Source organism: Actinomadura macrotermitis (genome assembly GCF_009604375.1).
Classification (GTDB): Bacteria; Actinomycetota; Actinomycetes; order Streptosporangiales; family Streptosporangiaceae; genus Spirillospora; species Spirillospora macrotermitis.
In genome coordinates this window covers 1,414,631-1,433,667 of record NZ_WEGH01000002.1, presented here as the reverse complement: position 1 = coordinate 1,433,667, position 19,037 = coordinate 1,414,631, and the positions used below count along the sequence as shown (strand labels likewise).

Here is a 19,037-nt window from a genome sequence, read left to right as displayed (position 1 = left end):
CGTTGTAACATCGCCTCGCGTCGCAGGTCAACGGGGGAGGGAACATGCCGCGTCCGCCGGCGGTGGTCTGCCTCGGCGAGGCCATGGCCGCCCTGCTGCCCGGCACGCCCGGCCCGCTGGAGGACGTCGCCGTCTTCCGCCCCGGGACCGGCGGCGCCGAGGCGAACGTGGCGTGCGGCCTGGCCGCCCTCGGCGTCCCGGCGGCATGGATCGGGCGGGTCGGCGACGACGGCTTCGGCCGCCGCATCGTGCGCGACCTGGCCGCGGCGGGCGTCGACGTCACCGGCGTCGTCGTCGACGCCGAGCGCCCCACCGGCCTGTTCGTGAAGGAGACCCGCGACGGCCGCAGCGTCCTGCACTACTACCGGCGCGGCTCGGCCGGGTCGGCGCTCTCCCCCGGCCTGCTCGCCGACCCGCGCGCCGCGGCCCTGCTGGACGGCGCCGCGCTCGTCCACCTGTCGGGCATCACCCCGGCCCTGTCGGACGGCGCGCACGACCTGGTGCGGGCCCTGCTGGAACGCCACCGCGTCGTCTTCGACCTCAACTGGCGGCCGGGCCTCTGGCGCGGCCGCGACCCGGCCGTCCTGCGCGACCTGATGAACGCCGCCGACACCGTGCTGCTCGGCGCCGACGAGGCCGCCGCCGTCCTCGGCACCGGCGACCCCGCGGCGCTGCGCGCCCTGCTGCCCGGCCCGCGGACGCTGGTCGTCAAGGACGACGCGCACCGCGCCACCGCCCTCACCCGCGACGGCGCGCACGCCGAGCCCGCGCTGCGCGTCGAGGTCGTGGAGGCGACCGGCGCGGGCGACGCCTTCGCCGCCGGCTACCTCACCGGCGTCCTGCGCGGCCTGGACCAGCGCGGGCGGCTGCGCCTCGGCCACCTGTCGGCCGCGGCGACGCTCGTCGTCCCCGGCGACCACGGCGATCCCGGCGTCCTGCCGGGGCCGGTCGACGACCTGCTCGCCGCCACCCCCGCGGAATGGGCGGACATCGTGGTCAGGAGGGCCGCCCCATGAGCCAGAGCCTGACCCGGGGCCTGCTCCTGCTGACCGAGCTCGCCGACGGCCCGCGCTCGCTGGACGAGCTGGCGGCCCGCGCCGGCGTGCACAAGACGACCGTGCTGCGGCTGCTGCGCGCGCTGCAGGAGGAGCGGTTCGTCCGGCGCGACGACGACCACCGCTACCACCTCGGCTCGCGGCTGTTCGCGCTCGCCGGCGCGGCCCTGGAGCAGCGCGGCGTCCGCGAGATCGCCCGCCCGCACCTGGCGCGGCTGAACGAGGCGACCGGCCAGACCGTGCACCTCGGCGTGTACGAGGACGGCGCGGTCGTCTACCTGGACAAGTTCGACTCCCGGCACGCGATCCGGATGTACTCGCGGGTCGGCCTGGCCATGCCGCTGCACGCCACCGCGATCGCCAAGGCGCTGCTCGCCGACCTGCCCGAGGCGGCGCGGCGGCGCGTCGCGGCCGGCATCGACTACGTCCGCCACACCGGCAACACCATCGGCGGCGCCGCGGAACTGCTCGCCGAACTCGTCCGGGTCGCCGAACAGGGGTACGCCCTGGACGACGCCGAGCACGAGACGTTCATCCGCTGCGTCGCCGTGCCGGTGCGCGGCGCGGGCGGGCGGGCCGTCGCGGCCGTGTCGATCTCGGTGCCGGACGTCCTGTCGGGCCGCGACCAGGTGCTGGAGCTGCTTCCGGCGCTGCGGGACACGGCCCGCGCCATCTCCGCCGACTGCGGCCACACGGAAGGTTCCCACGATGGACAAGACTGATATCCGGACCGACGGCGCCCCGGCGGCGGCCTGGTCGTTCTCCCAGGGAGTGCGCAAGGGCCCGCTGCTGCAGGTGTCCGGGCAGGGCCCGCAGGACCCGGCGACGGGCGAGTACGTCCACCCCGGCGACGTGAAGGCCCAGACGGCGCGGACGCTGGCCAACGTCAAGGCGGTCCTGGAGGCGGGCGGCGCGAGCGTGGAGGACGTGCTGATGCTCCGCGTCTACCTGGCCGACCGGGCCGACTTCCCGGCGATGAACGAGGCCTACACCGCGTTCGTCAAGGAGAACTGCCCGAGCGGGGTGCTGCCGGCGCGGACCACGGTGATCGTGGGCCTGCCGCACCCGGCCATGCTGGTGGAGATCGACGCGCTCGCCGCGGTCGGCTGACCTGGGGAGACGGCCGGGCCCGGCGGCCCCCATGGCGAACGGGACATGTCCGTCAAGGCAACTTGAGCGTACTGTGATCGCCTTTATCTCCCCTGATGACCACTTCCCCCACTAACGTGTCCTCTCGTGGGGGAAAGTGAACTGAGCGGGCCGTCCCGCCGCAAAGCGCTCTGGCTGATGGGGGCCGCCGGGCTCGCCGGGATCGGCGCCCTCGGCGCCGACAGCGCGCACCCGGCCGCCGGCCGGGCCGCCGCGCTGCGCACGCCCGGACCGCGGCCGCGCTCGGTGCTGCACCCGAGCCCGACACCGCCGGCGAGCCCGCCGCCGCCCCCGCCGCCGCCGAAGCCCATGCCGCGGCCGCCGTCCTGGACGCAGGGGCCGCTCACCGCGACCAAGCACCCGGTGCGCTACCTGGCGGAACTGAACCCGCCGCCCCCGCCGAACAGCATCGCGCTGACCATCGACGACGGCCCGAGCCCGCTGTGGACGCCGCGCGTGCTGGACCTGCTCGACGAGCACGACATCAAGGCGACCTTCTTCATCATCGGCGAGCAGGTCGAGGAGTTCCCCAAGCTGACGCGGCGCATCGCCGACGCCGGCCACCAGGTCTGCAACCACACCATGACCCACCCCGACCTCAGCTTCGCCGCCGCCAAGAAGGTCAAGCACGAGATCGTCGAGGCGCACGACAAGATCGCGCAGGTGACGGGAGTGGTGCCGACGTTCTTCCGGGCGCCCGGCGGCGGCTGGTCCAAGCGCGTCTACGAGACCATCGCCGAGCACGGGATGCTGCCGATCGACTGGTCGGTGGACCCGCGCGACTGGTCCCGGCCGGGCGTCGGCAGCATCCGCCGCAACCTGCTGACCGGCAAGGCGGGCAACATCCTGCTCTGCCACGACGGCGGCGGCGACCGCTCGCAGACGCTGGCCGCGCTGAAGACCGTCATCCCGAAGATGAAGAGGCGCGGGCTGAACTTCATCCCGCTCTGATCCCGGCGAACAGGTCGTCCTCCGGCACCCGCACCGGCACCGCCGACCGGGCGAGGTGGAACTCCTCGACCGGCCAGACCTCCCGCTCGACGTCGCGCGGGTGCCGCATGAAGCCGGCATCGGGGTCGATCTGGGTGGCGTGCGCGAGCAGCGCCCGGTCCCTGACCTCGAAGTACTCCGCGCACGGCACCCGCGTGGTGATCTCCAACCCGGGCCTGTCCGGCCACTCCGCCAGGATCGGGCCCATGCCCGACTCCAGGCCGCGCGCGAGCAGGCCGTCGTGCAGCGCCTGGAACCAGGCCCGCGAGAGCGCGCCCTGGTAGTACAGCTTGAGCGGCCGCCACGGCTCCCCCGGATACCTGGCGGGATCGCCGGCCGCGTCGAACGCCTCGACCGTCACCCGGTGGGTCATGACGTGGTCGGGATGCGGATAACCGCCGCTCTCGTCATAGGTGACGACGACGTGCGGCCGGAACTCCCGGATCAACGCCACCAGCGGCCGCGCCGCCTCCGCCACGTCCTGGGCGGCGAAGCAGCCCTCCGGCAGCGGCTCGTCCATCCCCGAGTCCACGAACCCGAGGAACCGCTGCCGGACGCCCAGGAGCTCGCGGGCCGCCGCCATCTCCGCCCGCCGGATCGCCGCCAGGTTCTCCAGCACCCCGGGCCGGTCCAGCGCCGGATTGAGCACACTCCCGCGCTCCCCGCCGGTGCAGGTGGCCACCATGACGTCCGCTCCTTCGGCGGCGTACTTGGCGAGGGTCGCCGCGCCCTTGCTGGACTCGTCGTCGGGATGGGCATGCACGCTGAGCAGGCGCAGGGTCATCGGTTCTCCTTCGAGGGGTACAGGAGGGCGGGGACGAGCGTGAGGGCGGACAGGCCGAACGCCCACCAGAACGTCCCCCCGTAGGCGGCGGCGGGGGCGTGCCCGGAAAGCCCGTGCTGCAGGATCACCACCATGACCGCAGTGCCGAGCGAGCCGCCGACCCGGTTGACGGTGTTGACGGCGCCCGCGGCACGCGCCGCCTCGTGCCGGCCGACGCTCGCGTAGACCGTCGCCATCCCCGGCGCCATCATGAGGCCGAGCCCGGCGCCGCGCAGCACCAGCGAGGCGACCATCACCCAGGCGGGCGGCCCGGCGGCGACCTGCGTGAACGCGACCGTGCCGAGCAGCGTCAGGGCGATCCCGGCCAGGACGAGCGGGCGCGGCGCGAGCCGGTCGGCCAGCCGCCCGCCGAGCAGCGTCGCCACTGCGGTGCCGAGCGCCTGCGGCGCGAGCAGCAGCCCGGCCTCCAGCGCCGAGGCGTGCTCGACCTGCTGGTAGTACAGCGGCAGCAGCAGCATGGAGCCGTAGAGGGTGGCGCCCTGCAGGAACGAGTTGGACGTCGCGACCGCGAACCCCCGGCGGGCGAAAAGCCGCACGTCGATCAGCGGTTCCCCGGAGTGGCGCAGCGCGTGCACCACGTAGGCGGCGACCAGCAGCGCGCCCGCGGCGAGCGCCGCGACGACCCGGGCCGAGCCGAAGCCCGCGCCCTCGCCCGCGCTGGAGAACCCGTAGACCAGGGCCGCGAGGCCGGGCGACAGCAGGACCAGGCCCCGCGCGTCCAGCCGGCTCCCCTTCCCCCGCTCGGCGTCACGGGGCAGGAACCGCGCGGCGAGCACCAGCGTGAGCAGCCCGACCGGGATGTTCACCAGGAACATCCAGCGCCAGCCCAGCCACTCCAGCAGCGCGCCGCCGGCGAGGGGGCCGAGCACCGGCGCGAACGTGATCGGCAGGAGCGTGGTCCCCAGGATCCGGCCGAGCCGCCGCGGCCCGGCGGCCCGCACCAGCATCGCCTGCCCGACCGGCTGGATCAGCCCGCCGCCGAGCCCCTGCAGCACGCGGAACGCGATCAGGCTCGCCGCCGACCAGGCCAGCCCGCAGAGCGCGGACCCGCCGGCGAACAGCGCGACCGAGGCGATCCACGTCGCCTTGGCGCCGAACCGCTCGCTCGCCCAGCCCGCGAGCGGCATCACCGTCGCGATCGCCAGCAGGTAGCCGGCCGACACCCACTGCATGGTGCCGAGCGGGGCCCCCAGATCGCGGCCGGTCGCCTCGATCCCGACGCTGACGATGGTGGTGTCGAGCAGGGCCAGGATCGGGCCGAGGACCAGCACGAACGCGGTGCGCAGCAGCCCCGCGTCGAGCCGCGTCCCGGCCGCCGCGGGCGGAGCGGCGATGGTCGCCATGAATACCTCCCAGAAATTTAGGATGAGGCAAAATTTAGTCTTCATCCACTCTCTGGGTCAAGCAAAAAATTATGTTCGATCCAACTTCCTTCGCCAGGGAACTCTCCCCCGCCGATCGGCCGAGGACGGGGTGAACCGACCAGAGCCGGAACCGTGCGGTCCCGGTTGCACCGCGTCCGCACGAAGGTGCGCCGCGCGTTCGGCGGCGCCGCCCCCCTGACCATGAGCAAGGAGCCTCAGGCATGAGCACCGACCAGATCACCCTGTTCCGTGAGAACCGGCCCGCCGTCCCCTGTTCGCGGCCGGTGCGCTCGGCGCCGCGCTCACCGTCGGCGCCGCCGCCTTCGTGAGCGTCAGCGGGGGCGACAGGCCCGCGCCGACGCGGATGCAGCCGGTCTCCGCCGACATCGCCGGCCGCGAGGGCGTCACGCTCTACCGCGACCAGGGCGGCTACCTGCGCGGCGAGGTCTTCGTCGGCCCGGCGGGCTACGCCTACCTCGGCTTCCGGTTCCGTGCGCTGCGTGACCACGCCGAGCCGGGCCTGGAGCCGGTCCGCAGGGGCCAGATCATCGGCTGGGGCGGCGTGCTGAAGGCCGGCTACGTCGCCGGACCAGGCAAAAAGGACTGAACGGTTCACCTCGGCTGACGGGGATGGTGAGGAGGACGTAACAGCAGGGTCAGGACAAACGACACAGCCGGGAAACAGCGGCTCCCTACGGTGCGTGGTGGCTTCGCAGCACCGGGGAGGGATCTGTGACGGCTGCCACGACCGTGAAGACCGTCTGTTCCTACTGCGGCGTCGGCTGCGGCATGCTGCTGGACATCGAGACCGATCCGGCGACCGGCCGCCGCCGCGTCGCGCGGGTGCGCGGCGACAAGGACCACCCCACCAACTTCGGCCGGCTGTGCACCAAGGGTGCGACCAGCGCCGAGATGCTCGCCGCGCCCGGCCGGCTCACCACCGCGCTGGTGCGCGGCGACCGCGGCGACGCGCCGGCGCCCGCCGGGGTGGACGCCGCGATCACCGGCACCGCGCGGCGGCTGCGCGCCATCCTGGACGAGCACGGCCCCGACGCCCTGTCGTTCTACGTGTCCGGGCAGATGACGCTGGAGGCGCAGTACCTGGTCAACAAGCTGGCCAAGGGCTTCGTCGGCACCAACCAGATCGAGTCGAACTCGCGCCTGTGCATGGCCAGCGCGGGCAGCGGCTACAAGCTGTCGCTCGGCGCGGACGGCCCGCCCGGTTCCTACCAGGACTTCGACCACGCCGACGTGTTCCTGGTGATCGGCTCGAACATGGCCGACTGCCACCCGATCCTGTTCCTGCGGATGATGGACCGGGTCAAGGCGGGCGCGAAGCTGATCGTCGTCGATCCGCGGCGCACCGCGACCGCCGCCAAGGCCGACCTGTTCCTTCAGGTGAAACCGGGGACGGACCTGGCGCTGCTGAACGGCCTGCTGCACCTGCTGGTCGCGGACGGCGCGGTCGACGAGCAGTTCGTCGCCTCCTCCACCGAGGGCTGGGAGGCGATGCCGGAGTTCCTGGAGGACTACCCGCCCGCCACCGTCGCCGAGATCACCGGCCTGGCCGAGGACGACCTGCGCACCGCCGCCCGCTGGATCGGCGAGGCCGGCGACTGGATGAGCTGCTGGACGATGGGCCTCAACCAGAGCACGCACGGCACCTGGAACACCAACGCCCTTTGCAACCTGCACCTGGCGACCGGCGCGATCCTGCGCCGGGGCAGCGGCCCGTTCTCCCTCACCGGCCAGCCGAACGCGATGGGCGGCCGGGAGATGGGCTACATGGGGCCCGGCCTGCCCGGGCAGCGCTCCACGCTCGACGCCGCCGACCGCGCGTTCGTGGAGGACCTGTGGCGGGTGCCGCGCGGGACGCTGCGCCCCGACCCCGGCAAGGGCACCGTCGACATGTTCGCCCGGATGGCCGAGGGCGCCATCAAGGCGTGCTGGATCATCTGCACCAACCCGGTCGCGTCGGTCGCCAACCGCCGGACGGTGATCGAGGGGCTGGAGGCGGCCGAGTTCGTCGTCACCCAGGACGGCTACGCCGACACCGAGACCAACGCCTACGCCGACGTGGTGCTGCCCGCCGCGATCTGGGCCGAGACCGACGGCGTGATGGTCAACTCCGAGCGGAACCTGACGCTGGCGCAGCGCGCCGTCGCGCCCGCCGGGGAGGCGCTGCCGGACTGGCAGATCATCGCGCGGGTCGCCTGCGAGATGGGGTACGGCGACGCCTTCTCCTACGCCTCCGCCGAGGAGGTCTTCGAGGAGATCAAGCAGGCGTACAACCCCAAGACCGGCTACGACCTGCGCGGTGTCAGCTACGAGCGGCTGCGCGCCACGCCCGTCCAGTGGCCTGCGGCCGACCCGGCGGGCGGCGACCGCAACCCGGTCCGCTACCTGGAGACCGGGCGCCCGGTCTTCCCGACGCCGAGCGGCCGCGCGGTCTTCCACGCCCGCCCGCACATGCCGCCGGCCGAGCTGCCCGACGACGACTTCCCGTTCGTGCTGAACACCGGCCGCGTCCAGCACCAGTGGCACACCCTCACCAAGACCGGCAAGGTCGCCAAGCTGAACAAGCTGAATCCCGGCCCGTTCGTGGAAATCCACCCCGACGACGCGCGCGCGCTCGGCATCGCCGAAGGCGACAAGGTCGAGGTCGCCTCGCGTCGCGGCAAGGCGGTGCTGCCTGCGGTCGTCACCGACCGCGTCCTGCCTGGCTCGTGTTTCGCGCCGTTCCACTGGAACGACCTGTTCGGCGAGTACCTGAGCGTCAACGCGGTGACCAGCGACGCCATCGACCCGATCTCGTTCCAGCCGGAGTTCAAGGCGTGCGCGGTGACACTGGCCAAGGTGCCCGTGATGGAGGACACCGCGCGCGCGCCGCTCGCCGAGGCCCTCGGCGTCGCCGACATCGCGCCGCCGGTCTTCACCTCCGAGCAGCGCCACTACCTGGCCGGATTCCTCAGCGGCTTGCAGGCGGCGCCGCCCACGAGCGTCCCGGTGCTGCCACCGCAGGCGCCGCTGGACGCCGACGCCGCCCGCTGGGTGGACGGCCTGCTAGCCGGGATGTTCTCCCGCGAGCCCGCCCCGGCCACCACGCCCGCCGCCGCCGACGGCCGGGAGATCGTGGTGCTGTGGGCGTCGCAGACCGGCAACGCCGAGGAGTTCGCGAACGAGGCGGCCCGCCGCCTCACCGAGGCCGGCTGGCGTCCCTCGCTCGTCCCGATGGACGACTGCACGCCCGAACTGCTCGCCGGCGACGCGCCCGTGCTGTTCATCACCAGCACGTTCGGCGACGGCGAGGCCCCCGACAACGGCACCGCGTTCTGGGAGGCGCTCGCCGACCACCCCGGCCTGCCCGGCAAGCCCTACGGGGTGCTGGCGTTCGGCGACTCCAGCTACGACAGCTTCTGCGGCCACGGCCGCCGCCTGGACGACCGGCTCGACGAGCTCGGCGCCACCCGCCTGGTCCCGCGCGCCGACTGCGAACCCGACTACGCCGACACCGCCGCGCGCTGGCTCGACCAGGTCCTCACCGCGCTCGGCGCACCGGCCCCCGCCGCCGCCCCCGCCCCGGCCGCGCCCAAGTACTCCAAGGCCTCCCCCTACACCGCCAAGCTCGTCGGGAACCGGCTGCTCAGCCTGCCGGGCGCGAACAAGGAGGTCCGCCAGTTCACCTTCGACATCGGCGACCTGGAGTACCAGGCCGGCGACGCCCTCGGCGTCTGGCCGGTCAACTCCCCCGCCCTGGTCGCCGAGTGGCTGGAGGCGACCGGGCTGGACGCGGCGCGGCCCGTCGCGCTGCCCGGCCCCGTCGAGACCACCTTCGGCGAGGCCCTCGCCTCCCGGCTGGAGATCGCGCGCCTCACCCCCGACCTGCTGCGCTTCGCGCTGGAGCAGACCGGCGACCGGCACCTGAAGCACCTGCTGCGGCCCGGCAACAAGGACGAGCTGGCCAAATGGACGTGGGGACGGCAGGCCGTCGACGTCGTCACCGAGTTCGGGCTGCGCGCCTCCGCCCAGGAATGGGCCGAGCTGCTCAAACCGCTCCAGCCGCGGCTCTACTCGATCTCCTCCAGCCCGCTCGCCGACCCCGGCCTGGTGCGGCTCACCGTCTCGGTCGTCCGCTACGGCAACGAGCAGGGCGTCCCGCGCGGCGGCGTCGCCTCCACCTTCCTCGCCGACCGCGCCGGCGACGGCACCGTGGAGGTGTTCGTCCAGCGCTCGCCGCACTTCGCGCCGCCGGCCGACCCCGGCACCCCCATGATCATGATCGGCCCGGGCACCGGCGTCGCCCCGTTCCTCGGCTTCCTGGAGGAGCGGCGCGCGCGCGGCGCGACCGGCCGCAACTGGCTGTTCTTCGGCGAGCAGCGCGCGGCGACCGACCACTACTACAAGGACGAGCTGGCCTCCTTCCAGCGCGACGGCCTGCTCGACCGCCTCGACCTGGCCTTCTCCCGCGACCAGCGCTCCAAGGTCTACGTCCAGGACCGGATGCGCGAGCACGGCGCGCACCTGTGGGGCTGGATCCGCGACGGCGCGCACGTGTACGTGTGCGGCGACGCCGCCCGGATGGCCAAGGACGTCGACGCCGCGCTCCGCGAGATCGCCGTCAAGCACGGCCGCATGGACGCCGACGCCGCCGCCGCGTACGTCAAGCGCCTCGCCGCCGACAAGCGCTACGTCCGCGACGTGTACTGAGCCGACGTCACCACCCTGTAAGGGTCGTTCCGGGGGCCTTGCTGGTGGACTGGACGCCATGATGCGCAAGCGGTGGATTCAGATCGGCCTGGTGGCGTTCGTCGTGGTCGGGGCGGCCGCGCTGTACCTCACCCAGCCGTGGCGGGCGTTCGTCGACCGCGAGGTGAACGAGACGGTGCCGACGGCGGCCGCCGCGACACCGGCGGCGGCCGGCGCCCCGAGCACCCCGGCCGCCCCGGCGGCGCAGGTCCTGGCGCGCGGCACGTTCGTCACCCACGAGCACGACACCTCCGGCAAGGCGTCGGTGGTGCGGCTGCCCGACGGCAAGACGATCCTGCGGATCGAGGACCTGGACACCTCCGACGGCCCCGACCTGCGGGTCTGGCTGAGCGACCAGCCCGTCAAGGAGGGCTCGGCCGGCTGGTCGGCCTTCGACGACGGCGCCTACGTCGAGCTCGGCAAGCTGAAGGGCAACAAGGGCAGCCAGAACTACACGATCCCGGCGGGCACCGACCTTAAGAAGCTGACGAGCGTGTCGATCTGGTGCAAGCGCTTCCACGTCTCCTTCGGCGCCGCCGCCCTCCGCGCCTGACCCGCCGCCGGGGGTGTACCTGGGTACACCTCCGTTCCGGGGTCTCCGCCTCCTGCGCGTACAGTGCGCCGGGCCCGAAACTGGTCCTGAACGGATCGCAAGGTACGGAGGACCCCGGTGAACGGTGAAGTGGTGGCGGAGACCTGGCTGCAGCAGCGCGTCAGGGCGCCCTGGCGGGGATTCCGGCTGGCGCTGCTGTCGATCCCCGCGGTCGTGCTGTCGTGCGCGCTGCTCACGTCGATGTCGCTGATCGGGCTCGGGATCGGGATCGTGCTGGTGCCGGTGGTCGCGGTCGCGGTGCGCGGCCTGCTCGACCTGTACCGCGACCTGATCACGCGGTGGACCGGCACCGAGATCGAACGGCCCTACCTGCCCGACCCGCCGGAGCCGGAGAACGTCTGGCAGCGCTTCGCCCGGCTGATGGCCGACCCGGCGACCTGGCGCGACCTGCTGTGGCTGTTCGCCGACCCCGTCGTGGTGCTGCTCACCGCCGCGCTGCCCTTCTACCTGATGCTGTACGGGGTGTGGGGCTGGGTCCTGGCGGCCGGCGTCGGCGGCATCATCGGCGACCACGGCGGCAACGACTACTACACCTTCGTGCACGTCGGGGCGGGCTACGGCGAGAACACCGCCCTGCGGGCCACCACCGCCGTCGTCGGCGTGCTGTTCCTGATCGGCGGCTTCCTGTCCGGCCCCGCCATGCTGCGCACCTACGGCGGCTGGGGGCGGACGCTGCTCGGCCCGACCGAGCGGTCCCGGCTGGCGCTGCGCGTCCGCCACCTCACCGAGACCCGCTCGGACGCCGTGGACGCCTCCGCCGCCGAGCTGCGCCGCATCGAGCGCGACCTGCACGACGGCGCGCAGGCCCGGCTCGTCGCGATGGGCATGAGCCTCGGCGCGATCGAGCACCTGCTGGACCGCGACCCCGAGCGGGCGCGGGCGCTGCTGGCGCAGACCCGCGAGTCGTCGGCCAAGGCCCTGCACGAGCTGCGCGACCTGGTGCGCGGCATCCACCCGCCGGTGCTCGCCGACCGGGGCGTCGGCGACGCCGTCCGCGCCCTCGCGCTGGACCACCCGCTGGACGTCGAGGTCGCCGTCGACCTGCCGGGCCGCCCCGACGCGCCGGTGGAGTCGGCCGCCTACTTCGCCGTCTCGGAGATCCTCACCAACGCCGCCAAGCACGCCGGCGCCGCCCGCGTCTGGGTCGACATGCGGTACACCGGCGGCATGCTGCGGATCAGCGTCACCGACGACGGGCACGGCGGCGCGTCCCTGGAGAACGGCACCGGGCTGCGCGGCATCGAGCGGCGGATCGCTACATTCGACGGCGTGCTCGCCCTGAACTCCCCGCCGGGCGGCCCCACCATCGTCACCCTGGAGCTCCCGTGCGCGTTGTCCTCGCCGAAGATCTAGCCCTGCTGCGCGAGGGGCTGGTCAGCCTGCTGGAGTCGCACGGGTTCGAGATCGCCGCCGCCGTCGACAACGGGCCCGCGCTGCTGAAGGCGCTGCTCGACCACCGCCCGGACGTGGCGGTGGTCGACGTGCGGCTGCCGCCGTCGTTCACCGACGAGGGGCTGCAGGCCGCCCTCGCCGCCCGGCGCGAGGTGCCCGGCCTGCCGGTCCTGGTCCTGTCGCAGTACGTCGAGCAGCTCTACGCCCGCGAGCTGCTCGCCGACGGCACCGGCGGCATCGGCTACCTGCTGAAGGACCGCGTCTTCGACACCGCCCAGTTCGTCGACGCGGTCCGCCGCGTCGCGGCGGGCGGCACCGCGATGGACCCCGAGGTCATCTCCCGCCTCGTCGCCCGCGGCGCCCGCGACCACCCCGTCGGCCGCCTCACCCCGCGCGAGAAGGAGGTCCTGGAGCTGATGGCGCAGGGCCGCTCGAACGCCGCGATCGCGCAGGCCCTGGTCGTCACCGAGCGCGCCGTCGCCAAGCACACCGCCAACATCTTCGCCAAGCTGGACCTGGCCGTCTCCGACGACGACAACCGCCGCGTCCTCGCCGTCCTCGCCTACCTCAACGCCTGAGTCACCGCACATCCACGAAGGGTGATGACCTACGGTATGGACATGAGCGAGTTGCCCCTGGAAGACGTGCCCGGCCTGGCCGATCTTGCCCACCGCGCCGCGGACCGGGGGCAGGTGGTCTATCTGACCGAGCACGGTCAACGGCTGGCCGCGATCGTCCCGGCCGATATCGCCGGCGAGCTGGCCGCGATGAGCGCCGAGGAACGCGCGGAGCTGTTCGAGGACCTCCAGGACAGCCTCGCCGCACGGCGCGCCCTGGCCGCCGTCGAGGCCGGGGAACCCGTCGTCCCGTGGGAAGAGGTCAAGAGCCGGCTCGAGCTCTGACCCGATGGCCGACTACCGCGTCGCGCTGCTGCCCAGCGCGGAGAAACAACTGGCCGCCCTGGACGAACCGGTACGCCGCCGGGTCGCCGCCGCCATCGATGCTCTCGCAGAGAACTGCCGCCCTAGTGGCGCGATCGCTCTGCAGGGAGTGTCCGGAGTCCTCCGCATCCGGGTGGGGACTACCGGATCATCTACACCGTCGATGACGGAGAGCTGCTCGTCCTGGTCATCGAGATCGGTCACCGGAGCCGGGTCTACCGCGACCGCTGAGCCGAGCGGATGGGCGGTTGCCGGGTAGGACGGTAAACGAGCAACCGGAGTTCTTCCGGAGTGAAGGTCATCGCCATATCACCTTTCTCCCTTTCCGGGCTATCGGCGGCAGGAGATATTGAATTATCTTGCTCGGCGAGATGGCCCGTTGGAGGGCGCGATGACGGTGATCCTGATCCTGCTCTGCCTGGCGATCGCCGGGCGGGAGCTGTACCTGGCGTTCGACCGGAAGCGGAGCGGCGGGGGGCCCGAGGTCGCGCTGCTGCGGCGGCGGGTCGCCGGGACGGCCGAGGAGGTGGCGCGGCTGCGCCGGGCGCAGGACAAGCAGGCGACGGCGCTGACCGAGACCGACGGGCGGATCGCGTCGCTGGTCACGCAGATCAACGACCGGGTCGTGCCGCAGGTCAACCAGGGGCTCGGCGCGCATCGGGCGGCGCTGGACCGGCTGGAGGGGGAGGTCGCCGCGATCCGGGCGCAGCTCGCGGGGCGGCTGGACCAGGCGGTGGCGGCGTCGCTCGGCGCCGATCCGGTCGACACGGTGGTAGGGGCGCTCGCCGCCGATGACGAGGAGGTGCGGGCGGAGCTCGGCCGCGCTTATGAGCGGTTCGCCGGGGCGTGCGGGTTGCGGGTGGAGATGGTCGTTCCGGTGGAGGAGGAGCCCTGGCGGGTCCGCTACTACTTGTCGGGGCGTAGCCCGCGGGCGTTGGAGCGGGATTTCATCGAGTTGCTGCGCGCGCCCGGTGCGGAAGCGCGCGCGCTGCTGGAGGCGTTGCGCGGCGTCGGGCAGGGCGGCGCCCAAGTCGGCCCGCTGGTGATGGTGCGGACGCCGGACGCGCTGGTCTGCGGTGTCCTGACGCTGGCCAGGCTGCGTTGCGGGGCCGATCCGCTGGCCGACCCGGACGGGCTGCGGCGCCTGCCCGAGTCGCGCCTGCTCGACGCGACCGCGCTCAGTGCTTAGGGGCTCAGTGCGTAGGGGCGGTCCAGGTGAAGGACGGGGGCCGGCGCTCCAGGAACGCCGCGACGCCCTCGGCGACGTCGCCGCCCGCGGTGACCTCGTCCAGCCAGCCGCGGACCTTGGCCTCGACGGGCTCGCCGGCGGCGATGGCGTCCACGATGTCCTTGGCGGCCCGCTGGGTGAGCAGCGAGCGGGTGGCGAGGGTGGCGGCGAACTCGGCGACGCGGGCGTGCACGTCGGGGGCGGTCTCGTCGACCAGGCCGATGCGCAGCGCGTGCGCGGCGTCCACCAGGTCGGCCGAGAACAGCAGGTACTTGGCGGCGGACGCGCCGGTCTGGCGGACCAGCCGGGCCGTCGCCGAGGCCGGGTAGACGATGCCGAGCTTGGCCGGGGTGATGCCGAACCGCGCGCCGGACGCGGCGAACCGCAGGTCGCAGGCGAGGGCGAGCTGGCAGCCGCCGCCGACGCAGAACCCCTCGATCGCGGCGATGGTCGGCTTGGGGAAGGCGGCGAGCGCCTCCTCGGCGGCGGTGGACAGGTGCCCGTCGTCGGGCCGGTTGATGGCGGCCAGCTCGCCGATGTCGGCGCCGGCGCAGAAGTCGCCGCCGGCGCCGGTGAGCACCAGGGCGCGCACGGCGGGGTCGGCGGCCAGGCCGTCCAGCAGCGGCGGCAGCGCCCGCCACATGTCGGCGGTCATCGCGTTGCGCTTGCCCGGCCGGTCGATCGTGATCGTCGCGATGCCGCCGGCGATCTCACGGCGCAGGCTCATGTCGGTCCCCCTCGGTTCGTCGTCGTCATCGTAGGGGGCGTTCCGGGCGCGTTCTCCGGCGGAACCCGGGGTGGCACTCACGAGTCGAAGAGGGCTATAAGGATCAATTACCGGAAAACCCCCACGGAGGCCCGCCACCATGACCGACCGTCCGGCGCTCACGCGGGCCACCGCCGGGGCGGCCGCCCTGCTCCTCGCCCTCACGGCCTGCGGGGACGGCGGCGCCAAGGCCGCCCCCACGACCACGCCGGCGGCCACCCCCGCCGGCGCCGACACCCCCGAGGGCACCCTGGTCTGCGAGGACCCGGCCGGCGACCTGCAGTGGAGCGCCGCCCAGAAGAAGGCCGGTACCGCCAAGCCGCTGTGGATCGACCTGCTGTGGGTGTCCTGGGACCGCGACGACGAGGGCGGCACCGTCACCTTCAAGCCCGCCGGCCCGCTGCCGGCCGAGCCCGCCGCGGGCGCCACGACCTACAGCACCACCCTGAAGCAGGGGTCGCTGGAGACGGTGGTGCGCGCCCGCCTGCTCAAGGGCAGGTGGACGGTCACCAGCGGCGTCCGCAAGCCGGTGCGGCTGAAGGTCGCGCCGGTCGTCGAGAAGGACTCGGTGACGCTGTCGCTGCCGATGAGGGTGCCCGCCGACGGCCGGGCCGTCGTCCTCGGCAAGGCGCTGAGCACCGCGGCCGGCACCGAGGCCGTGGTCGAGAAGACCGTTTTCCGCGACGCCGAGTGCCGGACCGAGAAGGACCGGCGCAGGCTCAGGTCCCGCAAGCGCGTCAAGAGCTACCTGAGCTGGCCGGTCGTCGCCGGCGCCCCCGGCTCGACGGGCCGGCCCCGCACCGGGCCCACCACCAGGCGCTCCACCGGTTCCACCCCGTCCAAGACGGGTACGGGCACCAGGTCGGGGTCGCGGCGTTCGGGCCGCCGCTGAGGGCCGGCGCCGGAGGCCGGGAATGCCAACTGGGAGCGAAGTGCTGTACTGTCGTGGTAGCGCCTTCGTTCTCCGCGAGCCTTCGGACTTCGACAGCGAGCGGCGAAGGCGTGTTTCCCCGCCCGGGCCATCTGAGCGCCCGGTGTTCCGCGTTCCCCATTCGTCCGTGCCCGGATATGCGCCTCGCGTGTGCCGGGCCATCGCACCAAGGGAGCCGTAGCCGGTCGGGTGAACCGAGCCGCCATTCTTTCGTACCTCCCGCCAGCGCGCCGCGGGTATCGCAGCCGCCCGGGGGAACAGACTTCCGGTGGAGCGCGAGTGTTCGCGCCGCCTGAGAAGGGACCCGCATTGCCCAGTACCACCATCTCCCCGGAAAAGACCCTGCCCGCGCAGGTGCCCCGGCAGAGCCAGGGCCGGCCGAGCACCGCTCAGCAGAACGCAGGCCAGAGCACGGGACAGGCGTCCGCCGAGGAGCTGACCGTCCCGTTCCACGGCGTCCTGGACGTCCAGGACAAGCACGCGTTCGTGCGGACGCAGGGCTACCTCCCCGGCCCCGACGACGTGTACGTCTCCCTCGCCCAGGTCAAGACCGGCCACCTGCGCCCCGGCGACATCGTCGAGGGCACCGCCCGCACCCCCCGCTCGGGCCGGGAGAAGTTCAGCGCGCTGGTGCGCGTGGAGACCGTCAACGGCGTGTCGCCGAAGCAGGCCGCGGGCCGCCCGGAGTTCGGCCGGCTGACGCCGCTGTTCCCCGACGAGCGGCTGCGCCTGGACACCGGCCCGCTCGCGACCCGGATCATCGACCTGATGTCGCCGATCGGCAAGGGCCAGCGCGGCCTCATCGTGTCGCCGCCCAAGGTCGGCAAGACCATGGTGCTGCAGTCGCTGGCCGCCGCGATCAGCGTGAACAACCCCGACTGCCACCTGATGGTCGTGCTCATCGACGAGCGCCCCGAAGAGGTCACCGACATGGTGCGCACGGTGCAGGGCGAGGTGATCCACTCGACCTTCGACCGGCCCGCCGAGGAGCACACCGCGCTCGCCGAGCTCGCCGTGGAGCGCGCCAAGCGGCTGGTCGAGCAGGGCCACGACGTGGTCATGCTGCTGGACTCCATCACCCGGCTCGGCCGCGCCTACAACCTGGCCGCGCCGTCCAACACCCGCATCCTGGCCGGCGGTGTCGCCACGACCGCGCTGTACCCGCCGAAGAAGTTCTTCGGCGCCGCCCGCAACATCGAGAACGGCGGCTCCCTCACCATCCTCGCCACCGCGCTGGTGGAGACCGGCTCGCGCATGGACGAGGTGTTCTTCGAGGAGTTCAAGGGCACCGGCAACATGGAGCTGAAGCTCGACCGCTCCCTGGCCGACCGGCGTGTGTTCCCCGCCGTCGACCTGGAGGCGTCCGGCACCCGCCGCGAGGAGCTGCTGATGAGCCCCGAGGAGCTGGCCCTGAACTGGCGGCTGCGCCGCGCCCTGTCGGGCATGGACAAGCAGGGCGCCATCGAGCAGCTGCTGGAGAAGATGAAGGGCACCGCCTCCAACGCCGAGTTCCTGCTGCGCGTCCAGCAGTCCACCTGAGCCCGGCCCCCGGGGCCGGCGCCGCCTCTAGCGCTCCCGGTCGGGCCGGAACGAGCGCAGGATCCTGTCGTAGACCCGCTGGCCCGGCGTCCAGCGGGAGTCCGGCGCGGTGAAGGTGAAGTCGTACCCGGCCGCCCGGCTGCGCAGCGCGTGCAGGCCCGCCGCGTCTTCGGCCGTGCCGCCGCCCGCGTTCCCGCCCGGGTGCCAGACGAACTCCCATTCGGCCGCGCCGCCCGCGATGTCGGGCGCCGTCTCCAGCCGGAGCCGCCGGTAGCCGGGGTAGTGCCGCCCGGCCCGCTGCTCGGCCCGGCGCAGCCCGGCGAGGGCGTCCCCGGCCTGCTGACCGGCCGGGGCGATGCGCAGCCGCAGCCCGGACGCGGGGTCGGCCCATTCGACGGCGCCGTCCCGCCGCCGGGCGTGCCGCCAGCCCGCGGGCACCTCCACGGTGTAGCCGGCGGGCTCGTGGTAGGCCACCGTCCGCGGTGACGAGCCGGCGACCAGCGCCGCCGCGTCGCTCTTGCCGACCGCGTCCCAGCGCGCCGACCACGCGCCGGCGGCGACCACGCCGACCACGAACACCGCGGTGCTGCCGAGCGCCCCGACCCGCGGCCAGCGCCAGATCGCCGGGCCGTGCGCGGTCTGCTCCTGCAGTTCCACGGCCGCGCGCAGCAGCCGCTCGGTGGTGTCGGCGTCCAGCCGGTCGGCCGGGTCGGGCTGCAGCAGCCCGTCGATCATCGGCTTCAGCACGCCGGCCCGCGCCGGCGGCTCGTACTCGTGCAGCAGCACCGCCAGCATCGAGGCGATCGCGTGCGCGCGCAGGAACGGCGAGGTGCCCTCGATCGCGGTGTACAGGGTCGCGCCGAGCGACCACATGTCCGACGCCTCGGTGCCGGGCTCGCCGCGCACCCGCTCGGGCGGCAGGTAGGCCGGCGACCCCTCGATGCCCGGCGGCAGCGTGTCGGTGACGTTCTGCCCGTTCTGGGCGTGCACGGCGAGACCGAAGTCGGTGAGCAGCACCCGGCCGTCGGAGCAGAGCAGCACGTTGCTCGGCTTGACGTCGCGGTGCAGGATGCCGGCGCCGTGCGCGGCGCGCAGCACCGACAGCACCGCCAGGCCGACCTCGGCGGCGCGGGCGGTGGGCAGCGGGCCCTCCTCGTCGACCAGCTGCCGCAGCGAGCGCGCGTCCAGGTACTCCATGACCAGCCAGGGCCGCCCGTCCTCGACGAGCACGTCGTACAGGGCGGCGACGCCCGGGTGGTGCAGCGCGGCGGTGGCGCGGGCCTCGTCGACCAGGCGCCGGTAGACCAGCCGGTGCTCGTCGGTGCCGAGCCGCTCGGACAGCCGCACCTCCTTGATGGCCACGTCGCGGTCCAGCATCTCGTCGTAGGCGCGCCACACGATTCCCATGCCGCCCTGGCCCACCGGAGAAAGCAGGCGATACCGCTGCCCCAGCGGAATCAACCGTTTCGCCTCCATGTG

General features: G+C 73.6%; 17 protein-coding genes and 1 pseudogene. 14 read left to right on the top strand and 4 right to left on the bottom strand.

Annotation, left to right across the window (positions count from 1 at the left end; genetic code table 11):
• Window positions 1–44 precede the first annotated feature (44 nt).
• The 4 genes from ACRB68_RS18610 (at window position 45) to ACRB68_RS18595 (ending at window position 3,155) form a co-directional block, all read left to right on the top strand.
• The gene (locus ACRB68_RS18610; protein WP_153533818.1) at window positions 45–1,016 is read left to right on the top strand and encodes a sugar kinase; all 972 of its coding nucleotides are present in this window, start codon (window positions 45–47) and stop codon (window positions 1,014–1,016) included.
• Window positions 1,013–1,777, top strand: coding sequence for an IclR family transcriptional regulator (locus ACRB68_RS18605; protein WP_153533816.1), 765 nt, complete (start codon window positions 1,013–1,015; stop codon window positions 1,775–1,777). The genes ACRB68_RS18610 and ACRB68_RS18605 overlap by 4 nt, the downstream gene beginning before the upstream one ends.
• Entirely contained in the window at window positions 1,764–2,165 is a 402-nt protein-coding gene (locus tag ACRB68_RS18600; protein WP_153533814.1) for a RidA family protein, read from the top strand. The genes ACRB68_RS18605 and ACRB68_RS18600 overlap by 14 nt, the downstream gene beginning before the upstream one ends.
• Window positions 2,166–2,291: 126 nt before the next feature.
• Window positions 2,292–3,155 (top strand): polysaccharide deacetylase family protein, encoded by an 864-nt coding sequence (locus ACRB68_RS18595; protein WP_328594395.1) that lies wholly within the window; start codon window positions 2,292–2,294, stop codon window positions 3,153–3,155.
• Here ACRB68_RS18595 and mca read toward each other — a convergent pair.
• Together mca and ACRB68_RS18585 are read right to left on the bottom strand one after the other, a co-directional pair.
• Window positions 3,142–3,978 (bottom strand): mycothiol conjugate amidase Mca, encoded by an 837-nt coding sequence (mca, locus tag ACRB68_RS18590; RefSeq protein ID WP_153533812.1) that lies wholly within the window; start codon window positions 3,976–3,978, stop codon window positions 3,142–3,144. The two genes, ACRB68_RS18595 and mca, sit on opposite strands and share 14 nt — an antisense overlap.
• The gene (locus tag ACRB68_RS18585; protein ID WP_153533810.1) at window positions 3,975–5,381 is read right to left on the bottom strand and encodes a DHA2 family efflux MFS transporter permease subunit; all 1,407 of its coding nucleotides are present in this window, start codon (window positions 5,379–5,381) and stop codon (window positions 3,975–3,977) included. Before ACRB68_RS18585 ends, mca begins: the two co-directional genes overlap by 4 nt.
• 346 nt (window positions 5,382–5,727) lie before the next feature.
• On the opposite strand from ACRB68_RS18585, the gene ACRB68_RS18580 reads away from it, so the two are divergent.
• From ACRB68_RS18580 to ACRB68_RS18545, 8 genes are all read left to right on the top strand, one after another.
• Window positions 5,728–6,009 (top strand): hypothetical protein, encoded by a 282-nt coding sequence (locus ACRB68_RS18580; protein ID WP_153533808.1) that lies wholly within the window; start codon window positions 5,728–5,730, stop codon window positions 6,007–6,009.
• Window positions 6,010–6,134: 125 nt separating this feature from the next.
• Entirely contained in the window at window positions 6,135–10,109 is a 3,975-nt protein-coding gene (locus tag ACRB68_RS18575) for a bifunctional nitrate reductase/sulfite reductase flavoprotein subunit alpha (RefSeq protein ID WP_328594393.1), read from the top strand.
• Window positions 10,110–10,167: 58 nt separating this feature from the next.
• Window positions 10,168–10,701 (top strand): DM13 domain-containing protein, encoded by a 534-nt coding sequence (locus tag ACRB68_RS18570; protein WP_153533806.1) that lies wholly within the window; start codon window positions 10,168–10,170, stop codon window positions 10,699–10,701.
• A 117-nt stretch (window positions 10,702–10,818) separates the two neighbouring features.
• On the top strand, window positions 10,819–12,114 hold the full coding sequence (locus tag ACRB68_RS18565) for a sensor histidine kinase (RefSeq protein WP_328594392.1): 1,296 nt from the start codon (window positions 10,819–10,821) through the stop codon (window positions 12,112–12,114).
• Entirely contained in the window at window positions 12,087–12,731 is a 645-nt protein-coding gene (locus tag ACRB68_RS18560) for a response regulator transcription factor (RefSeq protein ID WP_328594391.1), read from the top strand. The genes ACRB68_RS18565 and ACRB68_RS18560 overlap by 28 nt, the downstream gene beginning before the upstream one ends.
• Before the next feature lie 42 nt (window positions 12,732–12,773).
• Window positions 12,774–13,055: a hypothetical protein gene (locus ACRB68_RS18555; RefSeq protein WP_207709727.1), complete on the top strand. Its 282-nt coding sequence runs from the start codon at window positions 12,774–12,776 to the stop codon at window positions 13,053–13,055.
• A gap of 186 nt (window positions 13,056–13,241) precedes the next feature.
• On the top strand, window positions 13,242–13,325 hold the full coding sequence (locus ACRB68_RS41350; RefSeq protein WP_328594531.1) for a type II toxin-antitoxin system RelE family toxin: 84 nt from the start codon (window positions 13,242–13,244) through the stop codon (window positions 13,323–13,325).
• 160 nt (window positions 13,326–13,485) lie between these two features.
• On the top strand, window positions 13,486–14,283 hold the full coding sequence (locus ACRB68_RS18545) for a hypothetical protein (RefSeq protein ID WP_153533802.1): 798 nt from the start codon (window positions 13,486–13,488) through the stop codon (window positions 14,281–14,283).
• A gap of 4 nt (window positions 14,284–14,287) precedes the next feature.
• On the opposite strand, the gene ACRB68_RS18540 is transcribed toward ACRB68_RS18545, so the two are convergent.
• Window positions 14,288–15,049, bottom strand: a complete 762-nt coding sequence (locus ACRB68_RS18540) for an enoyl-CoA hydratase/isomerase family protein (RefSeq protein ID WP_153533800.1) — start codon at window positions 15,047–15,049, stop codon at window positions 14,288–14,290.
• 139 nt (window positions 15,050–15,188) lie between these two features.
• On the opposite strand from ACRB68_RS18540, the gene ACRB68_RS18535 reads away from it, so the two are divergent.
• Together ACRB68_RS18535 and rho are read left to right on the top strand one after the other, a co-directional pair.
• A complete protein-coding gene (locus ACRB68_RS18535) occupies window positions 15,189–15,980 on the top strand; it encodes a hypothetical protein (RefSeq protein WP_153533798.1) in 792 nt (263 codons plus the stop codon).
• 399 nt (window positions 15,981–16,379) lie between these two features.
• A pseudogene (rho, locus tag ACRB68_RS18530) lies at window positions 16,380–17,558 on the top strand (transcription termination factor Rho); the annotation flags it as partial.
• A 27-nt stretch (window positions 17,559–17,585) separates the two neighbouring features.
• On the opposite strand, the gene ACRB68_RS18525 reads toward rho, so the two are convergent.
• Window positions 17,586–19,034 (bottom strand): serine/threonine-protein kinase, encoded by a 1,449-nt coding sequence (locus ACRB68_RS18525; protein WP_268890381.1) that lies wholly within the window; start codon window positions 19,032–19,034, stop codon window positions 17,586–17,588.
• Window positions 19,035–19,037 lie beyond the last annotated feature (3 nt).